Consider the following 21,296-nt stretch of genomic DNA (forward strand, 5'->3'; position numbering starts at 1 on the left):
TGTGGAAAAAGGTGAGGAAAACCGGTGTCGGCCGAAAGTGGAGATGCGTGGATGAACGGGCCCGGATCCGACTCAGCTCTGGCACGACGGCTCGCCACGGCCGTACCGTCCCGGCACCGCGCGCTGGTGACCGACCTGGTGCGCACGGCCGTGGCCGAGGCGATCGAGGCGGCCCGGCCGGGCACGGCGGCCCCGCTCGATGCGGCCGCCCCCCTCGCCGCGCAGGGACTCGACTCGCTCGCCGCGGTCGACCTGCACCGGCGGCTGACCGCGCTGACCGGCCTGGACCTGCCGGTCGGCCTCGCCTACGACTGCCCGACCGTCCAGGACCTCGCGGCCCGGCTGCTCGCCGAGGTCCACGGCACAGCCGACACCCCGGACGAGCCGGCCGGTGGCCCGGACCCCGGCGAACCGGTCGCCGTGGTCGGCATGGGCTGCCGCTTCCCCGGCGGCATCACCTCGCCCGCCGACCTGTGGCGGCTGCTCACCGACGGCGGCGAGGTGCTGACCGGCTTCCCCCGGGACCGCGGCTGGGACCTGGACGCCCTCTACCACGAGGACCCCGAGGTGCCCGGCAGCACCTACGTGCGCAGCGGCGGATTCCTCGACACCGCCACCGAGTTCGACGCCGACTTCTTCGGCATCAGCCCGCGTGAGGCACTCGGCACGGACCCCCAGCAGCGGCTCGTCCTGGAGACCTCCTGGCAGGCCCTGGAGGACGCCGGCATCGACCCCACCTCGCTGCGCGGCACCCCGGCCGGGATGTTCCTCGGCGCCGAGATCCAGGAGTACGGCCCACGCCTGCACGACGCCCCGGAGGGCCTGGACGCCTATCTGCTCGCCGGGAACGCCAACAGCGTCATCTCCGGTCGTGTCGCCTATGTGCTCGGCACCGAGGGCCCGGCGGTCACCGTGGACACCGCCTGCTCCGCCGCCCTGGTCGCGGTGCACCTGGCGTGCCGCTCGCTGAGGCAGGGCGAGTCCTCGCTCGCGCTCGCCGGGGGCGTGGCCGTCATGGGCGGCCCCGGGGTGTTCACCGCCTTCAGCCGGCAGCGGGGCCTCGCCCCCGACGGGCGCTGCAAGGCGTTCTCCGCCGCCGCGGACGGCACCGGGTTCGCCGAGGGCGTCGGCGTGCTCGTCCTGGAACGGCTGTCCGACGCCCGCCGCAACGGGCACCGGGTGCTGGCCCTGATACGCGGCTCGGCCGTGAACCAGGACGGCGCCTCCAACGGCCTGACCGCGCCCAGCGGTACCGCCCAGCAGCGGCTGATCCGCCGGGCGCTCGCCGACGCCGGCCTCACCGCCGCCGACGTCGACGTGGTCGAGGCACACGGCACCGGCACCCGGCTCGGCGACCCCATCGAGGCCACCGCGCTGCTCGCCACCTACGGCCAGGACCGCCCCGCCGGCGCGCCGCTGCTGCTCGGCTCCGTCAAGTCCAACCTCGGGCACACCCAGGCCGCCGCCGGCGCCGCCGGACTGATCAAGACCGTCCTCGCCATGCGGCACGGACAGGTACCGGCCACCCTCCACGTCGACGCGCCCACCCCGCACGTCGACTGGTCCTCGGGGGCCGTGGAACTCGTCACCGCGCAGCGCCCCTGGCCCGAGACCGGCCGGGCCCGGCGGGCCGGGGTGTCCTCGTTCGGCGTCAGCGGCACCAACGCGCACGTCATCCTCGAACACCCCGAGCCCGCAACCGAGTCCGAGCCCGAGTCCCCTTCCAGGCCCGAGGGGTCTGGCCCGCCCGCCGGGACCCCCCTGCCGTTCGCCCTGTCCGCCCGGGGCGAGGCCGCCCTGCGCGCCCGCGCCGCCGACCTGCTGCCCCTCGCCGACGAGGCGGACCTCCTCGACCTCGCCCACTCGCTGGCCACCACCCGGGCCGCGCTGCCCGACCGGGCCGTCCTCGTCGCCGCCGACCGCGCCGAACTGCGCGCCGCCCTGCACGACCTGGCCTCCGGCACCACCCCGCCCACCGCCCGCGCCGACGGCGAACTCGCCTTCCTGTTCACCGGGCAGGGCAGCCAGCGCCCCGGCATGGGCCGCGAACTCGCCGCCGCCCACCCGGTGTTCGCCGACGCCCTGGACGACATCTGCGCCCACTTCGACCTCCAGCTCGCCCGGCCGCTGAAGGAGATCCTGTTCGCCGCGCCCGGCACCCCCGAGGCCGCACTGCTGCACCGTACCGAGTACGCGCAGCCCGCCCTGTTCGCCCTGGAAGTCGCCCTGTACCGGCTGCTGGAGAGCTGGGGCCTCGCCCCCGACCAGCTCGCCGGGCACTCCGTCGGCGAGATCGCCGCCGCCCATGTCGCGGGCGTCCTCACCCTCCAGGACGCCACGATCCTGGTCGCCGCCCGCGGCCGGCTCATGCAGGCCCTGCCCGAGGGCGGCGCCATGCTCGCCGTACGGGCCGCCGAGGACCAGGTGACCCCCCTGCTCACCGCGCGCACCGGCATCGCCGCCGTCAACGGGCCCGGCGCCGTCGTCGTCTCCGGAGACGCGGCCGACGTGGAGCTGATCGCCGCCGAACTCGCCGCGCGCGGCCACGACAGCAAGCGGCTGCGGGTCGGCCACGCCTTTCACTCGCCGCTGATGGAACCGATGCTGGCCGAGTTCCGCCGGATCGCGCACGTCCTGGACTACGCCGAACCGCGGCTGCCGATCGTCTCCACCGTCACCGGCGGCCCCGTCACCGCCGAACTGCGCGACCCCGAGTACTGGGTGGAGCACGTCCGCGCCAAGGTCCGCTTCCACGACGCCGTCCGCTCCCTCGCCGACGCCGGGACCCGCACCTTCCTGGAGGTCGGCCCGGACGCCGTGCTCTGCGCCCTCGGCCCGGACTGCACCGACGTACCCGGCACCGCGTTCCTGCCGGTGCTGCGGCGCGAGCGGCCCGAGCCGCGCGAGGCCCTCACCGCGCTCGCCGCCGCCCACGCCCGGGGCGTACCCGTCGACTGGCGGCGGCACTTCACCGGCCTCGGCGGACGCCGCATCGACCTGCCCGGCTACCCCTTCCAGCGGCGCCGCTTCTGGCTGGAACAGCGCACCGGCACCGACGCCACCGGCCTCGGCCAGCTCCCCGCCGGGCATCCGCTGCTGGCGGCCGTGGTCGCCGTCGGCGCCGAGGGCGTCGTCCTCACCGGCCGCGTCTCCACCCGCGCCCAGCCCTGGCTCGCCGACCACGTCATCGCCGGCCGGATCCTCTTCCCCGGCACCGCCTTCGTGGAACTCGCCCTGCGCGCGGGCGACCACGCGGGCGCGAGCACCCTGGAGGAACTGACCCTCGGCGCCCCGCTGGTGCTGCGCCCCGAGGAGGACGTCGCCGTACAGGTCGCCGTCGGCGAGCCCGACGCCACCGGCCGGCGCACCGTCACCGTGCACAGCCGCGCGGACCGGGACGCACCCTGGACCCAGCACGCCACCGGCGTCCTCACCACCACCGCCCCGCCCGCCCCGGCCGCCCCCACCGAGTGGCCGCCGCCGGGCGCCCGGCCGCTGGACACCACCGGCGTCTACACCGAACTCGCCGGCCAGGGCTACGCCTACGGGCCCGCCTTCCAGGGGCTGCGCGCCGCCTGGCGGCACGGCGACGACGTCTACGCCGAGGTCGCCCTGCCCGAGGACGCCACCGCCGACGCCGGCGCGTTCGGCCTGCACCCGGCGCTGCTCGACGCCGCCCTGCACGCCGCCGACCTCGGCGCCCCGCGGCGGCCCGAGGTGCTGGTGCCGTTCGCCTGGACCGGCGTCACCCTGCACGCCACCGGCGCCACCGCCCTGCGCGTACGCATCACCCACCGGGGCGGCGACACCATCGCCGTGCACCTCGCCGACCCCACCGGCGCCCCGGTCGCCGCCGTCGACGCCCTGACCTCCCGGCCCGTACCGGACCAGGACGTGCTGTACGCCGTGGACTGGCAGCCGTACCCCCGGCCCGAAACCACCGAACCGCTGCGCACCGCCGTCCTCACGGACGTCACCGAACCGCTGGGGGAGGGGCCCGCGCCGGACGCCGTCGTGTACCGCGTCCCCGGCCCGGCGGACGCCGACGCCACCCGGGCCCGCGCCCATGTCCGCGACGTCCTCGGGCTGTTGCGCACCTGGCAGACCGACGAGCGCCTCGCCGCCACCCGGCTGGTCGTCGTCACCCCGCCCGGAAGCCCCGCCCACGCCGCCGTCCGCGGCCTGGTCCGCTCCGCCCAGGCCGAGAACCCCGGCCGCTACGTCCTGATCGAGCACGAGGCGCTGCCCTCCGAGACCGGCCTGCGCCGCGCCCTCGCCACCGGCGAACCCGAACTCTCCCTGGCCGACGGCGCGTTCAGCGTGCCCCGGCTGACCGCGCGGCCGGCCGGCGACGCGCCCGCCGCCGACTGGGGCACCGTGCTCGTCACCGGCGGCACCGGCGGCCTCGGCGCCCTCCTCGCCCGCCACCTGGTGACCGCCCACGGGGTACGCCGCCTGGTCCTCGCCGGCCGCCGCGGCACCGCCCCCGGCCTGCACGCCGAACTGACCGAACTGGGCGCCGAGGTGACCGTCGCCGCCTGCGACACCGGCGACCGCGAGGCCCTGCGCCGCCTGCTGGAGCGGCACCCGGTGGACTCCGTCGTCCACGCGGCGGGCACCGTCCACGACGGCACCGTGGACACCCTCACCGACGCGATGGTGGACGAGGTCTTCCACGCCAAGGCCCTCGGCGCCTGGCACCTGCACGAACTGACCCGCGACCGCGAACTCTCCCGCTTCGTGCTGTTCTCCTCCCTCGCCGCCGTCCTCGACGGAGCCGGCCAGGGCAACTACGCCGCCGCCAACGCCTACCTGGACGCCCTCGCCGCCCACCGCGCCGCCCTCGGCCTGCCCGCTACCTCCCTCGGCTGGAGCCTGTGGGACACCGACCGCGGCATGGGCGCCGCCCTGGACGAGACCGCCCGGGACCGCATCGCCGCCTACGGCGTGCCCGGACTGAGCGCCGCCCGCTCCCTGGAACTGTTCGACGCCGCCGTGCGCTCCCGCGCCCCGCACCTGCTGCCCGTGGAGATCGACGCCGCCGCCGTCCGCCGCCGCCCCGACGGCGTCCCGCCGCTGCTGACCGGCCTGGTCCGCCCGGTCACCCGCCGGGCCACGGCGCGCACCGCCCCCACGCCGGCCACCGACGGACGGCTCGCCGCGCTGCCCGCCGCCGACCGCGACCGCGCCCTGCTGGACCTCGTACGCACCGAGGTCGCCGCCGTCCTGCGGCACGACGGGCCGGCCGCCGTCGACCCCGGACGGGCCTTCACCGACCTCGGCTTCGACTCGCTCGCCGCCGTCGAACTGCGCAACCGGCTGAACACCGCCACCGGGCTGCGGCTGCCCGCCACCCTCGTCTTCGACCACCCCACCTCCCGCGCCCTGGCCGGCCACATCCACGACCGCCTCTTCGGCACCGGCCCCGAGGAGACCGCCACCGCTCCCGCCCGCACCGCCCCGGAGGACGATCCGGTCGTCATCGTCGGCATGAGCTGCCGCTACCCCGGCGAGGTCCGCTCCCCGGAGGACCTGTGGCGGCTCGTCGCCGACGGCACCGACGCGGTCGGCGGCTTCCCCGACGACCGCGGCTGGGACACCGAGGCGCTCTACGACCCCGAGCCCGGCACCCCCGGCCGCACCTACACCCGCGAGGGCGCCTTCCTGTACGACGCCGCGCAGTTCGACGCCGCGTTCTTCGGCATCGGCCCGCGCGAGGCCACCGCCATGGACCCCCAGCAGCGGCTCCTGCTGGAGGTGTCCTGGGAGGCCCTGGAGCGCTCCGCCATCGACCCGCACCGGCTGCGCGGCTCCCGCACCGGCGTGTTCGCGGGCGTCATGTACCACGACTACGGCACCTGGCTCGCCGAGGTCCCCGAGGATCTCGCCGCCTATCTCGGCAACGGCAGCCTCGGCAGCGTCGTCTCGGGCCGGGTCGCCTACGCCCTCGGCCTGGAGGGACCGGCCGTCACCGTCGACACCGCCTGCTCCTCCTCACTGGTCACCCTGCACCTGGCGGCGCAGGCGCTGCGCCAGGGCGAATGCGACCTCGCCCTCGTCGGCGGCGTCACCGTCATGTCGACACCGGACACCTTCGTGGACTTCGCCCGGCAGCGCGGACTGGCCGCCGACGGCCGCTGCAAGTCCTTCGCCGACGGCGCCGACGGCACCGGCTGGGGCGAGGGCGCCGGCGTCCTCGTCGTGGAACGCCTCTCCGACGCCCGCCGCCACGGGCACCGGGTCCTCGCCCTGGTGCGCGGCTCCGCCGTCAACTCCGACGGCGCCTCCAACGGACTGACCGCCCCCAACGGCCCCTCCCAGCAACGCGTCATCCGCGCCGCGCTCGCCGCCGCCGGGCTCACCCCGGCCGACGTGGACGCCGTGGAGGCGCACGGCACGGGGACGACCCTCGGCGACCCGATCGAGGCGCAGGCCCTGCTCGCCACCTACGGCCGGGACCGCGAGCGGCCGCTGTGGCTGGGCTCCGTCAAGTCGAACATGGGCCACACCCAGGCCGCCGCCGGGGTCGCCGGAGTCATCAAGATGGTGATGGCGATGCGGCACGGCGTCCTGCCGAAGACCCTGCACGTGGACAAGCCCTCGACCCAGGTCGACTGGAGTGCCGGCGCCGTGGAGCTGCTCACCGAGCCGCGCCCGTGGCCCGAGACCGGCCGGGCCCGCCGGGCGGGCGTGTCCTCCTTCGGGATCAGCGGCACCAACGCCCATGTGATCCTGGAGGAGTTCACCGAACCCGAGCCGGCCGAGCCGGACCCCGCCACCGCCCCGCCGGTGCTCGCTCTGCCGGTCTCCGCCCGCTCACCCGAGGCCCTGCGCGGCCAGGCCCGGCGGCTGCTGGAACGCGCCGGCACCGCCCCCGCCGACCTCGGCCGGGCGCTGGCCACCACCCGCGCCACCCATTCCCACCGCGCCGTCGTCCTCGCCACCGGCGACGACCAGGCCGCCACCGCGCTGCGCGCCCTCGCCCACGGCACCGAGGCCCCCGGACTGCTCGTCACCGGCTCCGCCACCGACGGCGACCTGGCCTACCTGTTCTCCGGCCAGGGCGCCCAGCGCCCCGGCATGGGCCGCGACTGGTACGACGCCTTCCCCGTCTACGCCGAGCACTTCGACCGGATCGCCGCGCTCTTCGACAAGCACCTCGAACGGCCCCTCGCCGAGGTCGTCCTCGGCGACGACCCCGGCACCCTGGAACAGACCGCCTACACCCAGGCCGCCCTGTTCACCACCCAGGTCGCCCTCTACCGGCTGCTGGAGTCCTTCGGGCTGCGCCCCGGCCGGCTGGCCGGGCACTCGGTCGGCGAGTTCGCCGCCGCGCACGTCGCGGGCGTGTGGTCGCTGCCGGACGCCGTCACCGCCGTCGCCGCCCGCGGCCGGCTCATGCAGGCACTGCCCGCGGGCGGCGCGATGGCCGCCGTCCAGGCGTCCGAGGCGGAGGTGTCCGCGCTGGTGGACGGCGAGCGGTGCGCGATCGCCGCCGTCAACGGCCCCCGGGCCGTGGTCGTCTCCGGTGACGAGGACGCCGTCGCCGAGGTCGCCGCGCACTTCCCCGGCGCCCGCCGGCTGCGCGTCTCGCACGCCTTCCACTCGCCCCGCATGGCCCCCATGCTGGCGGAGTTCCGGGAGGTCATGGCCGGGCTGCGGGCCGCCGAACCGGCCCTGCCGATCGTCTCCACCCTCACCGGCGCCCCGGCCACCGCCGCCGACCTCGGCTCCGCCGACTACTGGGTACGGCACGTGCGGGAGACCGTACGGTTCGCCGACGCGGTCGCCACGCTGGCCGCGCAGGGCACCGGCACCTTCCTCGAACTCGGTGCCGCGCCCGTGCTCAGCGCCCTGGGCCCCGACTGCCTGCCGGACGCCGAGGACACCGCCTTCGTCCCCGCCGCCCGCAAGGACACCGCTCCGCTGCCCGGACTGCTCGCCGCCCTGGCCGCCGTCCACACCCGGGGCTTCGACGTCGACTGGGGCGTGCTGTACGAGGGGTACGCGGGCCGACCGGTCGACCTGCCCACGTACGCCTTCGAGCACCGCCGGTACTGGCTGCCCACCCCCGCCGTCACCGCCGGCGACGCCGCCGGGCACGGGCTCGCCGCCGCCGGACACCCGCTGGTCAGCGCCCGCCTGGACCTGCCCGGCGACGCCGGGGTGCTGCTCACCGGCCGGATCTCCACCGCCACCCACCCGGCCCTCGCCGACCACGCCGTCCTCGGCACCGTCCTGGTGCCCGGCGCCGCCCTGGTCGACCTCGCCCTGCACGCCGGACGCCTGACCGGCCGTCCCGTCCTGGAGGAGCTCACCCTGCACGCCCCGCTGGCGCTGCCCGGGGACACCGCCGTACGCCTCCAGGTCGCCGCCCGCGCCGACGGCACCGTGGACATCCACTCCCGCGCCGAACAGGCCCCCGCCGACGAGGGCTGGACCCACCACGCCACCGGCACCCTCACCGACGCCGGTGCCGCACCCGCACCCGGGTACGCGTCCGGCGCCTGGCCGCCGCCCGGGGTCACCCCGCTCGACGTCGACGGCCTCTACCCGCGCCTGCACAGCGAGGGCTACGACTACGGCCCCGTCTTCCAGGGCGTCCGGGCCGCCTGGCGGGACGGGGACACCCTGCTCGCCGACCTCGAACTGCCCGCCCAGGCGGCCCAGGACGCCGCCCGGCACGTCCTGCACCCCGCGCTGCTGGACTCCGCCCTGCACGTCACCTCCCTGCTCGACGGCGATCCGGCGCCCGACGGGCCGTCCGACGGCATCGCCCTGCCCTTCGCCTGGACCTCGGTCACCGCGCACGCCCAGGCGTCCCTCACCGCCCGGGTCCGGGTCACCCCCGGCCCCGACGGCACCCGCATCGAGCTGGCCGACACCGACGGCCGGCCCCTGGCCACCGTCGCCTCCTACGTCACCCGGCCCTACGCCGCCGACCGGCTCACCCGGCGCCGCCGCCACCTCTACACCGTCACCGACACCCCCCTGCCCGAGACCGCCGGACGCCCCGACCGCCGTAGCTGGGCGGTCCTCGGCGACGACGACCTCGGCCTCGGCGCCCCGGTCCACCCCGGCCTGGACGCCCTCGGCGCCACCCCGCCCGACGTGGTGATCTGGCCCACTACCGCACCCGGCACCGCGGACCTGCCCGGCACCGTGCGCGGCACGCTCGGCCGCACCCTGGCAATCCTCCAGGCCTGGACCGGCGACGACCGGTACGCCGGTTCGGTACTCGTGGTCCTCACCGGCGGCTCACTCGCCGACGCGGCGGTGCACGGACTGGTGCGGGCCGCGCAGGCCGAGGACCCCGGCCGGATCCTGCTCGTCACCCGGACCGCGCCCGACGGACCCGTACCCGACCGGGCCGCGCTCGCCGCCCTCCTCGACTCCGGGGAACCCGAGGTCCACTGGCGCGACGGCACCGCGCACGCGCCCCGGCTGGTCCGCGCCGACGACACCGAGGACACCGCCCGCCCGTGGGGCACCGTCCTCGTCACCGGCGGCACCGGCGGTCTCGGCGCCCTGGTCGCCCGCCACCTGGCCGCCCGGCACGGCGTCACCCGCCTGGTGCTGACCAGCCGCCGCGGACCCGAGGCGCCCGGCGCCGCCGCACTGCGCGCCGACCTCGCGGGCCTCGGCGCCGAAGCCGACATCGTCGCCTGCGACGCGGCCGACCGCAGCGCGCTCGCCGCCCTGCTCACCGCGCACCCCGTCGACAGCGTCGTGCACACCGCCGGCGTCCTGGACGACGCCCTCATCGGCTCGCTGACCCCGGCCCGGCTGGACACCGTCCTGCGGCCCAAGGCGGACGCCGCCTGGCACCTGCACGAACTGACCCGGGACCGGGAACTCGCCCACTTCGTGCTGTTCTCCTCGGCCGCCGGCACCCTCGACGCCTCCGGCCAGGGCAACTACGCCGCCGCCAACGCCTTCCTGGACGCCCTCGCCGCCCACCGCGCCGCCCTCGGCCTGCCCGCCACCTCCCTCGCCTGGGGCCTGTGGTCCGGCGGCGGCATGGGCGCCGCCCTCGACCGGGCCGACGTCCAGCGCATCGAACGCACCGGCATCGGCGCGCTCGACCCGGACGAGGCACTGGAGCTGTTCGACGCCGCCGTGGCCGCGGGCGCCCCCGCCCTGGTCCCGGTACGGCTGGACACCGCCGCCCTGCGCCGCCGCGCCGGTGACGTGCCCGCCGTGCTGCGCACCCTGGCCGGCGTCACCGCCCGCCCGGACCGCGCCGGCCACGCCCGCACCCTGGGCGAACGCCTGGCCGAACTGCCCGCCGCCGACCACGAACACACCGTGCTGGAAGCGGTCCGCACCGAGGTCGCCGCCGTCCTCGGCCACCCCGGGCCCGCCGCCGTCGAACCCCGCCGCGCCTTCACCGAACTGGGCTTCGACTCGCTCGCCGCCGTGGAACTGCGCAACCGCCTGGGCACGGCCAGCGGACTGCGGCTGCCCTCCACCCTCATCTTCGACTACGCCACCCCGGCCGCCCTGGCCGGCCATCTCCTTCAGCGGCTGCGGCCGGAGCCCGAGCCGGCCGCGTCCGGCGACGACGACGAGGTGCGCGCCCTGATCTCCCGCATCCCCGTCGCACGCCTCCGCGCCGCCGGTCTGCTCGACAGCCTGCTGAAGCTGTCCGAGCCCGCCGCGGCACCCGCGCCCGCACCCGCCGAACCGGCCGCGGACATCAGGACCATGGCCGTCGCCGACCTGGTGCGCGCCGCCCTCGACCGCACCAGCCCCCAGTGACCGCCCCCGGTGCCGGACGACGCGCCGCGTCCGGCACCGGGCCACCCGTACCGGGCACCCGTACCGGCGCACCCGCACCGCGTCACCAGCGCCGCCGAGCCATCAGGGAGCGACACCGACCGTGGACACATCCGTCGAGCAGATCGTCGAGGCGCTGCGCGAGTCGCTGCTGGAGAACGAGCGGCTGCGCCGGCAGAACGACCAGATCACCGAGGCCGCGCACGAGCCCGTGGCGATCGTCGCCATGAGCTGCCGCTACCCCGGCGGCGTCCAGACCCCCGAGCAGCTGTGGCAGCTGGTCGACGCGGGCACGGACGCCGTCGGCGACTTCCCCGACGACCGGGGCTGGGACGTCGAGGCGATCTACGACCCCGACCCGGACGCCCCCGGCCGCACCCACGTCCGCGAAGGCGGATTCCTGTACGACGCGGCCCGGTTCGACCCCGGATTCTTCGGCATCAGCCCGCGCGAGGCCCTCGCCATGGACCCCCAGCAGCGGCTGCTGCTGGAGACCGCCTGGGAGGCCTTCGAACGCGCCGGCATCGACCCGCACAGCCTCAAGGGCAGCCGCACCGGCATCTACGCCGGCGTCATGTACCACGACTACGGCAGCTGGCTCACCGAGGTCCCGGAGGGCGTCGAGGGCTACCTCGGCAACGGCAACCTCGGCAGCGTCGCCTCCGGCCGCGTCTCCTACCTCCTCGGCCTGGAAGGGCCCGCCGTCACCGTCGACACCGCCTGCTCCTCCTCCCTGGTCGCCCTCCACCTCGCCGTACAGGCCCTGCGCACCGGCGAGTGCACCCTCGCCCTGGCCGGCGGCGTGACCGTGATGTCCACCCCGGACACCTTCATCGACTTCTCCCGCCAGCGCGGCCTCGCCCTCGACGGCCGCTGCAAGTCCTTCGCCGACGGCGCCGACGGCACCGGCTGGGGCGAGGGCGCCGGACTGCTCCTGCTGGAACGGCTCTCCGACGCCCGCCGCAACGGCCACCGCGTGCTGGCCGTCGTACGCGGCTCCGCCGTCAACCAGGACGGCGCCTCCAACGGCCTCACCGCCCCCAACGGCCCCTCCCAGCAGCGCGTCATCCGCGCCGCCCTCGCCAACGCCCGCCTGGAACCCCACCAGGTGCACGCCGTCGAGGCGCACGGCACCGGCACCCCGCTCGGCGACCCCATCGAGGCCCAGGCCCTGCTCGCCACCTACGGCCAGGACCGCGCCGAACCGCTCTGGCTGGGCTCCGTCAAGTCCAACATCGGGCACACCCAGGCCGCCGCCGGGGTCGCCGGCGTCATCAAGATGGTGATGGCCATGCGGCACGGCCGGCTGCCCAGGACCCTGCACGCCGACCACCCCACCACCCAGGTCGACTGGGAGGCCGGCGCCGTCGAACTGCTCCGCGAGGCCCGGGACTGGCCCGCCGACGGCGAGCCCCGCCGCGCCGCCGTCTCCTCCTTCGGCATCAGCGGCACCAACGCCCACGTCATCGTCGAGGCCGCCCCCGCGACCGAGCCCCGCGCCGCGGACCCCGCCTGGACCGGCCCGCTCCCGCTGGTGCTCTCCGGCAACGGCCCCCAGGGCCTGGCCGCCCAGGCCCGCCGTCTCCTCGACCACCTCGCCACCGCCACCGACCCCGTCCCCGACATCGCGCACACCCTCGCCACCGGGCGCGCCGCACTGGACGAACGGGCCGTCGTCACCGCCACCGGCCCCGCCGCCCTCACCGCCGCGCTGACCGCCCTCGCCGAGGGCGACGACACCGCGCCGAACGTGGTGCGCGGCCGGCCGGCGGGGGAGTCCCGCATCGCCTTCGTCTTCCCCGGCCAGGGCTCCCAGTGGGCCGGCATGGCCGCCGACCTCCTCGACACCTCACCGGTGTTCGCCGCGCGCATGGCCGACTGCGCCACGGCCCTCGCCCCCGTCACCGACTGGGACCTGATCGAGACCGTACGGTCCCGGGAGCCCCTGGAGCGCGTGGACGTCGTCCAGCCCGTGCTGTGGGCCGTCATGGTGTCCCTGGCCGAGGTGTGGCGCGCCCACGGGGTCCGGCCCGCCGCCGTCGTCGGCCACTCCCAGGGCGAGATCGCCGCCGCCTGCGTGGCCGGCGCCCTCTCCCTCGCCGACGGCGCCCGCGTCGTGGCCCTGCGCAGCCAGGCCATCGCCCGGGAACTCTCCGGCCGCGGCGGCATGATGTCGGTGGCCCTGCCCGAGGCCCGCGTACGCGACCTCCTCGCCCCCTACGACGGCCGGGTCTCGGTGGCCGCCGTCAACGGCGCCTCCTCCGTGGTGCTGTCCGGCGACGCCGACGCCCTGGACGCACTCCGTGAGACCATCGTGGCCGACGGCCACCGCGCCAAACGGCTCCCCGTGGACTACGCCTCCCACTCCGCGCACGTCGAATCGATCCGACAGCGGCTGCTCAGCGACCTCGCGGACATCCGGCCCCGGCCCGCCGAGGTGCCGTTCTACTCCACCGTCACCGGCGCCCGCCTCGACACCACCGGCCTGGACGCCGGCTACTGGTACACCAACCTGCGGCAGACCGTGCTGTTCGAGCCCGCCACCCGGACCCTGCTCGACGCCGGGTACGGGGTGTTCGTGGAGTGCAGCCCGCACCCGGTGCTGCTGCACAGCGTCGAGGAGACCGCCGACACCGCCGACGCCCACATCACCGCCCTCGGCTCCCTGCACCGCGACGACGGCGGCGCCGAGCGCCTGCTGACCGCCCTCGGCGAGGCCTTCGTCGCCGGCATCCCGGTGGACTGGACGCCCGTCTTCGACGGCCTGCCGGTCCGCCCCGCCGACCTGCCGACCTACGCCTTCCAGCGCGAGCGGTACTGGCTCGGCCGGTCCGCCGGCGGCGGCGACGTCACCGCCGCCGGACTCCAGAGCACCGGCCACCCCCTGCTCGGCGCCGCCGTGCCCGTCGCCGGGGGCGGCACCGTGTTCACCGGCCGGCTCGCCACCGCGACCACCCCCTGGCTCGCCGACCACGCCGTCTCCGGCACCCCCCTGCTGCCCGGCACCGCCCTGGTCGAACTCGCCCTCGGCGCGGGCCACCAGCTCGGCTGCGCGCACCTGGCCGACCTCACCCTCCAGGCACCGCTGACCCTGCCCGAGCGGGGCGCCGTCCAGCTCCAGCTGCACGTGGCCCCCGCCGACGACACCGGGCACCGCGCGCTGACCGTCCACTCCCGCCCCGAGGGCGCCGACGACACCGCCTGGACCCGGCACGCCACCGGCCTGCTCGCCCCCCAGGCCGCGGCGCCCGCCTTCGACCTCACGGCCTGGCCGCCCCCGGGCGCGCAGCCCGTACCGGCCGAGGACGCCTACGACCGCCTCGCCGCCCTCGGCTACGACTACGGGCCCGCCTTCCAGGGACTGCGCGCCCTGTGGCGGCGCGGCGACGAGACCTTCGCCGAGGTCGAACTCCCCGTCGACGCCGACGCGTTCGCCCTGCACCCGGCCCTCTTCGACGCCGCGCTGCACGCCGGCGGACTCACCGCCGACGGCCGGGACACCACCCTGCTGCCGTTCTCCTGGACCGGCGTCTCGCTGTACGCGGCGGGCGCCACCGCCCTGCGGGTCCGGCTGCACGGCGACGAGACGCTGTCCGTGCGGCTGGCCGACCCCACGGGCGCCCCGGTCGCCGAGGTCGAGGCCCTGGTCTCCCGGCCCGTCGACCCGGCCGCGCTCACCTCCGCCGCCCGCACCGACGCCCTGTACCGGCTGGACTGGCCGGCCCTGCCCGCCCCCGAGGCGCCCGCGCCCGAGTACGCCGTCCTGGACGAACGGGGCCCGGCCGCGCTGGAGACCGTACCCGCCTGGGTGGTGCTGCCCGCCGGCGGCGACGGCCCGGGCACCGGCGTGCACCGGGCGGCCGAGCGCGCGCTGAGGGCCGTACAGGACTGGCTGGCCGACGAGCGCACCGCCTCCGCCCGGCTGCTGGTCCTCACCCGGGGCGCCGTGGCCACGGGGGAGGAGGACGTCACCGACCTGGCGGGCGCCGCCGTGTGGGGGCTGGTCCGGGCGGCCCAGGGAGAGCATCCGGGGCGGTTCGTCCTCGTGGACGGCGAGGACCCGGACACCGCCGTGGCCGTGGCCGCGGCCACCGGAGAACCCCAACTCGCCCTGCGTGACGGCACCGTGCGGGTGCCCCGGCTCGCCCGCGCCACCCCGAGCGGACCGGCACCGGCCCTCGACCCGGAGGGCACCGTGCTGATCACCGGCGGCACCGGTGTGCTCGGCGCCCTGGTCGCCCGGCACCTGGTCGCCGAGCACGGCGTCCGCCACCTGGTGCTGGCCGGCCGCGGCGGCACCGCCGCCGACGACTTCGCCGGCCTGGACGCGGAGATCACCGTGGCCCGCTGCGACGCCGCCGACCGCGAGCAACTGGCGCGGCTCCTCGACGGGATACCGCAGCACCGCCCGCTGACCGCCGTCGTCCACCTCGCCGGCGTTCTGGACGACGGCCTGCTGACCGACCAGACCGGCGAGCGCCTGGCCGCCGTACTGCGGCCCAAGGCGGACGCCGCCTGGCACCTGCACGAGCTGACCCGCGACCTCGGCCTCGCCGCGTTCGTGCTGTTCTCCTCCGCCGCCGGCACCGTCGACGGCGCCGGCCAGTCCGGCTACGCCGCCGCCAACGCCTTCCTCGACGCGCTGGCCGCCCACCGCCGCCACCAGGGACTGCCCGCGCACTCGCTGGCCTGGGGCTTCTGGGCGCAGCGCACCGGCCTGACCGCCCACCTCACCGACGCCGACGTGGCCCGCATGGCCCGGGCCGGCGTCCGCCCGCTGACCACCGAGGAGGGCCTCGGCCTGCTCGACGCCGCCCTGGGCGCCACCGAGCCGCTGCTGCTCCCGGTCGGCCTGGACCTGGCCGTGCTGCGCCGGGCCACGGAGCTCCCGGCCGTGCTGCGCGGCCTGGTGCCCGCCCGCGCCCGCCGCACCGCCGCCACCCGCGCGGACTCCGCCCCGCTCGCCGGCCGGCTCGCCGCCCTCGGCCCCGCCGAACGCGACGCGGCCCTCATGGAGCTGGTCCGCACCCATGTCGCCGCCGTACTCGGCCACGGCAGCGACATGACGCTGGACCCGCGCCGCTCCTTCCGCGAGTCCGGCTTCGACTCGCTGACCGCGGTGGAACTGCGCAACCGTTTGGGCGCCGCGGTCGGCCTGCGCCTGCCCGCCACCCTGGTCTTCGACTACCCGGACGCCGGCGCGCTCGTCGCCCACCTCAGGACGGAACTGTTCGGCGCGCAGGACGAGGCCACCGCCGACATCGCCGTGCGCGAGCCTGACGGCGCGGACGAGCCGGTCGCGATCGTCGCCATGGCCTGCCGCTACCCCGGCGGTGTCGCCACCCCCGAGGAGCTGTGGCGGCTGCTGGCCGACGGCGGCGACGGCATCGGCGCCTTCCCCGCCGACCGCGGCTGGGACCTGGACGGCCTGTACGACCCGGAGCCCGGCAAGGCCGGTCACTCCTCCACCCGGTTCGGCGGATTCCTGTACGACGCCGCCGACTTCGACCCCGACTTCTTCGGCATCGGCCCGCGCGAGGCGCTGGCCATGGACCCGCAGCAGCGGCTGCTGCTGGAGACGTCCTGGGAGGCGCTGGAACGGGCCGGCATCGACCCGCACTCCGTGCGCGGCAGCCGCACCGGCGTGTTCGCGGGCGTCATGTACCACGACTACGGCAGCCGGCTGCGCCGCGTCCCCGAAGCCGTGCGCGACCACCTCGGCAACGGCAGCCTGGGCAGCGTCGCCTCCGGCCGGGTCGCCTACGCCCTCGGCCTGGAGGGCCCGACGCTCACCGTCGACACGGCGTGCTCGTCGTCCCTGGTGGCGCTGCACCTGGCCGCGCAGGCGCTGCGGCAGGGCGAGTGCGCGCTGGCGCTGGCCGGCGGGGTGTCGGTGATGTCGACCGTCGACACGTTCGTGGACTTCAGCAGGCAGCGCAACCTCGCCGCCGACGGTCACGCCAAGTCCTTCGCCGACGCGGCGGACGGCACGGCCCTGTCCGAGGGCGCCGGCATGCTGGTCCTGGAGCGGCTGAGCGACGCCCGGCGCAACGGGCATCCGGTGCTGGCCGTCCTGCGCGGCTCGGCCGTGAACCAGGACGGTGCCTCCAACGGGCTGACCGCGCCGAACGGGCCTTCCCAGCAGCGGGTGATCCGGCAGGCGCTGGCCGCCGCCCGCCTCACCTGTCATCAAGATGGTGATGGCGATGCGGCACGGCGTGCTGCCCAGGACCCTGCACGTGGACCAGCCGTCGACCCAGGTCGACTGGGAGGCGGGGAACGTACGGCTGCTGACCGAGGAACGGGACTGGCCGGCCACGGACCGGCCGCGCCGGGCCGGCGTTTCCTCCTTCGGCATCAGCGGCACCAACGTCCACGCCATCATCGAGGAGGCCCCCGCCGAGCAGCCCGCACCGGAAGCGGCCTCGGCCCCGCTGCTGCCGCTCGTCGTCTCCGGCGCCACCCCCGAGGCGCTGGCCGCCCAGGCCGCCCGCCTGCGCGCGGTCGCCGGCCGGCCGCTGCCCGACCTCGCCCGCTCCCTGGCCACGGACCGCGCCGCCCTCACCCACCGGGCCGCCGTCGTCGCCCGCGACGAGGACGAACTCCTCGCCGCGCTCACCGCGCTGGCCGACGGCACCGCCTCCGAGGCCGTGGTCCGCGGCCGGCCCGCCGCCGGCCGGACGGCCGTCCTCTTCACCGGCCAGGGCGCCCAGCGCCCGGGCATGGGCCGCGGCCTGTACGCCGCCCACCCCGCCTTCCGGGACGCGCTCGACGAGGTCTGCCAAGCGCTCGACGCCCACCTCGACCGCCCGCTGCGGGACGTGATGTGGGCCGAGCCCGGCACCGACGACGCCGGCCTGCTCGACCACACGCTCTACACCCAGAGCGCCCTGTTCGCCGTGGAGACCGCGCTGTACCGGCTGCTGGAGTCCCACGGCGTCCGCCCGGACCTGCTGGCCGGACACTCCATCGGCGAACTGACGGCCGCGCACGTTGCCGGGGTCTGGGACCTGGCGGACGCCGCGCGGCTGGTCGCCGCGCGCGGCCGGCTGATGCAGGCGCTGCCCGCCGGAGGCGCGATGCTCGCCGTCGACGCCACCGAGGAGGAGGTGCTGCCCCACCTCGGCCCGGAGGTGTCCGTCGCCGCCGTCAACGGACCCCGCGCCGTCGTCGTCTCCGGCACCGAGGCCGCCGTGGCCGCGGTCGCCGCCGCCTTCCCCGGCCGCCGCACCAAGCGGCTGCGCGTCAGCCACGCCTTCCACTCCCCACTGATGGACCCGATGCTCGCGGAGTTCGAGAAGACGGCCCGGGAACTGCGGTACGCGCCGCCCGCGATCCCCCTCGTCTCCAACCTGACCGGAGCCCGCGCGGGCGAGGACGAGGTGTGCGACCCCGGCTACTGGGTGCGGCACGTCCGCGAGACGGTCCGCTTCGGCGACGCCGTCCGCGCGCTGGCGGCCGACGGGGTGCGCACCTTCCTCGAACTCGGCCCGGACGCCGTGCTGTCCGCCCTGGGCGAGCCCGCCCTCGCCGATGCCGAGGGGACGGCGTTCGTCCCGGCGCTGCGCCGCGACCGGGACGAGGAGCGGACCTACGCCGCCCTGCTCGGCACCGCCCATGTCCGCGGGGTCCCCGTCGACTGGCCGAGCGTGTTCGCCGGCACCGGCGCCCGCCGCACCGACCTGCCCACCTACGCCTTCCAGCGGCGGCGGCTGTGGCTGGACGACGAGCCCGGCGCGGTCACCGACGCGGGCGGCCTCGGCCAGGCCCCGGCCGGGCACCCGATGCTCGGCGCGGCCCTGGAGCTGGCCGACGACGACCGCGTGACGCTGACCGGCCGCCTCTCCCTGGACACCCACCCCTGGCTCGCCGACCACGCCGTGGCGGGCGTGGTCCTCGTCCCGGGCAGCGCCTTCGTCGAACTGGCCGTCCAGGCCGGCGACCGTACCGGCTGCCCGCACCTGGCGGAGCTCACCCTGGAACGCCCGCTGGTCCTGCCCGGGCACGGCGCCGTCCACCTCCAGGTGTCCGCGGCGGCCCCCGACGCCGACGGGCGCCGACGGCTCACCGTGCACGCCCGCCCGGAGGGCGCCGACGGCGCCTGGACCCGGCACGCCGCCGGCGTCCTCGCCCCGCGCACGGCGCCGGAGCCGGCCGCCGCCACCGACTGGCCGCCCGCGGGCGCCGTACCCGTGGACGTCACCGGCACTTACGACCACCTGGCCGCGCAGGGCTACGCCTACGGCCCGCTGTTCCGCTGCCTGCGCGGCGCGTGGCGGCTCGGCGAGGAGGTCTGGGCCGAACTCGCCCTGCCCGAGCCCGCCGCGGCCGACGGCTTCGCCCTGCACCCGGCGCTGCTCGACTCCACCCTGCACGCCATCGACCTGCTCGACGGCCAGGACCCGACCGTGCTCACCCTGCCCTTCTCCTGGGAGGGCGTCACCCTGTACGCGACCGGTGCCACGGCCGTCCGGCTGCGGCTGACCCCGCACGGCACCGACCACATGACCCTCGCCCTGTACGACGGCACGGGCGCGCCGGTGGCCGAGGTGGCCTCCTTGCGCATCCGTGAGGTGACCGCCGGCCGGCTGCACGCGGCCGCGCCCGAGCCCGGCGACCTGTTCCGCGTCCGGTGGACCGAACTGCCCGTCCCCGGCGCAGACGTGGCGCCCGAGCCCCGCACCCTCACCGTCTCCGCGGACCCCGGCCCGGGTGCCGAGCCGCCCGTCGTGGCCCGCGAGAGTGCCGTACGCACCCTCGCCGCGCTGCGCCGGCACCTCGCCGAGACAGCGGAGGACGCGCCGCTGGTGGTGCTGACCCGGTCGGCCGTCGCCGTCCACGCCGACGACACGCCCGATCCGGCGCAGGCCGTGATCTGGGGCATGGTGCGGTCGGCGGCGGTCGAGCACCCCGGCCGGTTCGTGCTGGCCGACACCGACGGCGACCCCGCCTCGGCCACCGCCCTCGCGGCCGCCGTCGCCACCGGCGCCCCCGAACTCGCCCTGCGCGCCGGCACGGTGTACGCCCCGGAGCTGACCCGCGTCACGGACCCGGAGCCGGAGGAAACCGCTCGCCCGTCCGCTCCGGCCCCGGCGGGACCCGCCCGGGAGAGCGCCCTGGACCCGGCCGGAACCGTCCTGATCACCGGCGGTACCGGCAGCCTCGGACGGCTGCTGGCCCGGCACCTGGTCACCCGGCACGGGGTGCGGCACCTGCTGCTGGCCGGCCGCGGCGGGCGGCTGCCCGAGCCCGGTGCCCTGGACGACCTGGCCGCCCTGGGCGCGACCGTGACCGTGGCCGCCTGCGACGTGACCGACCGCGGCGCGCTCGCCGGTCTGCTGGCGTCCGTGCCGAATGAGCACCCGCTGACCGCCGTGGTGCACGCCGCGGGCGTCCTGGACGACGGCCTGGTCACCGACCTCACCCCCGAGCGGGTGGAGGAGGTCATGCGGCCCAAGGCGGACGCCGCCTGGCACCTGCACGAGCTGACCCGCGGCCTCGGCCTCGCCGCGTTCGTGCTGTTCTCCTCCGCCGCCGGCACCCTGGGCGCGGCGGGCCAGGCCAACTACGCCGCCGCGAACGCCTTCCTGGACGCCCTGGCCGCGCGGCGGCGCGCCGAGGGGCTGCCCGCCCTCTCGCTGGGCTGGGGGCTGTGGGACACGGGGGAGGGCATGGCGGCCGGGCTCGGCGAGACCGAGCTGCGCCGCCTGGCCCGCGACGGCATCCTCCCGCTGCCCGCCGACCGGGCACTGGCCCTGTTCGACCGCGCGCTGACCACCGACGGCACGCCGACGGCAGGGGACGCGCCGGCCACCGAGGGAATCCCCGCCGCCGACCGGGCCCTGCTGCTGCCGGTTCGCGTGCAGGTCACCGAGGACGCCCCCGCCCTGGTACGGGGCCTCGCCCCCGCGGCCGTACGGCGCACCGCCCGCCCGGCGGCCGTCCCCGCGCCCGCCACCACCGAGGCGCTGCCGGACCGGCTGGCCCGCCTCGGCGCCGCCGACGCCCTGAACCTGCTGGTGGAGACGGTGTGCGGACACGTCGCCGACGTCCTCGGACACGGCTCCGCCGGCGCCGTCGACCCCCAGCGCCCCCTGGGCGACCTGGGCGTGGACTCGCTGGCCGCGCTGGAACTGCGCAACCGGCTCGGCGCGGACACCGGTCTGCGGCTGTCCACCACCCTCACCTTCGACTACCCGACCTCCGACGCCCTCGCCCGGCACCTGTCGGCGGAGCTGGGCGTCGGCAGCACCGCCGGTCCGGCCGACCTCGAGGCCGAAGTGGTACGCCTGGAGGAGCTGTTGGGGAGCGCGCTGGAGTCGCCCGCGCTGGACGAGGAGCAGCGCGCCCGGGTGGCCGCCCGGCTGCGCAGCCTCAGCGCCCGCTGGGACGGCACCGGGGAGTGGCGGGACGACGGCACCGGGCAGACCGGCGGGACGGGGCTGGAGACGGCCACGGCCGACGAGCTGTTCGGCATCCTGGACGACGAACTGGGCAGCTTCAGCTGACCGCAGGGC

At 77.2% G+C, this 21,296-nt stretch carries 1 protein-coding gene and 1 pseudogene; both read left to right on the forward strand.

All coding sequences use genetic code 11. The features are described 5' to 3' along the window. Positions 1–51: 51 nt before the first annotated feature. Positions 52–10,761, forward strand: coding sequence for a type I polyketide synthase (locus IH25_RS0122565; RefSeq protein ID WP_030613419.1), 10,710 nt, complete (start codon positions 52–54; stop codon positions 10,759–10,761). A 121-nt stretch (positions 10,762–10,882) separates the two neighbouring features. After that, positions 10,883–21,287: pseudogene (locus tag IH25_RS42860) on the forward strand (SDR family NAD(P)-dependent oxidoreductase). Positions 21,288–21,296 lie beyond the last annotated feature (9 nt).

Origin of the sequence: Streptomyces achromogenes subsp. achromogenes (assembly GCF_000720835.1) — a bacterium.
GTDB classification, from domain to species: domain Bacteria; phylum Actinomycetota; class Actinomycetes; order Streptomycetales; family Streptomycetaceae; genus Streptomyces; species Streptomyces achromogenes.

Bases quoted from the DNA above. Each gene is read 5' to 3' on its own strand.
- IH25_RS0122565 (WP_030613419.1), top strand. From the start codon at position 52: ATGAACGGGCCCGGATCCGACTCAGCTCTGGCACGACGGCTCGCCACG.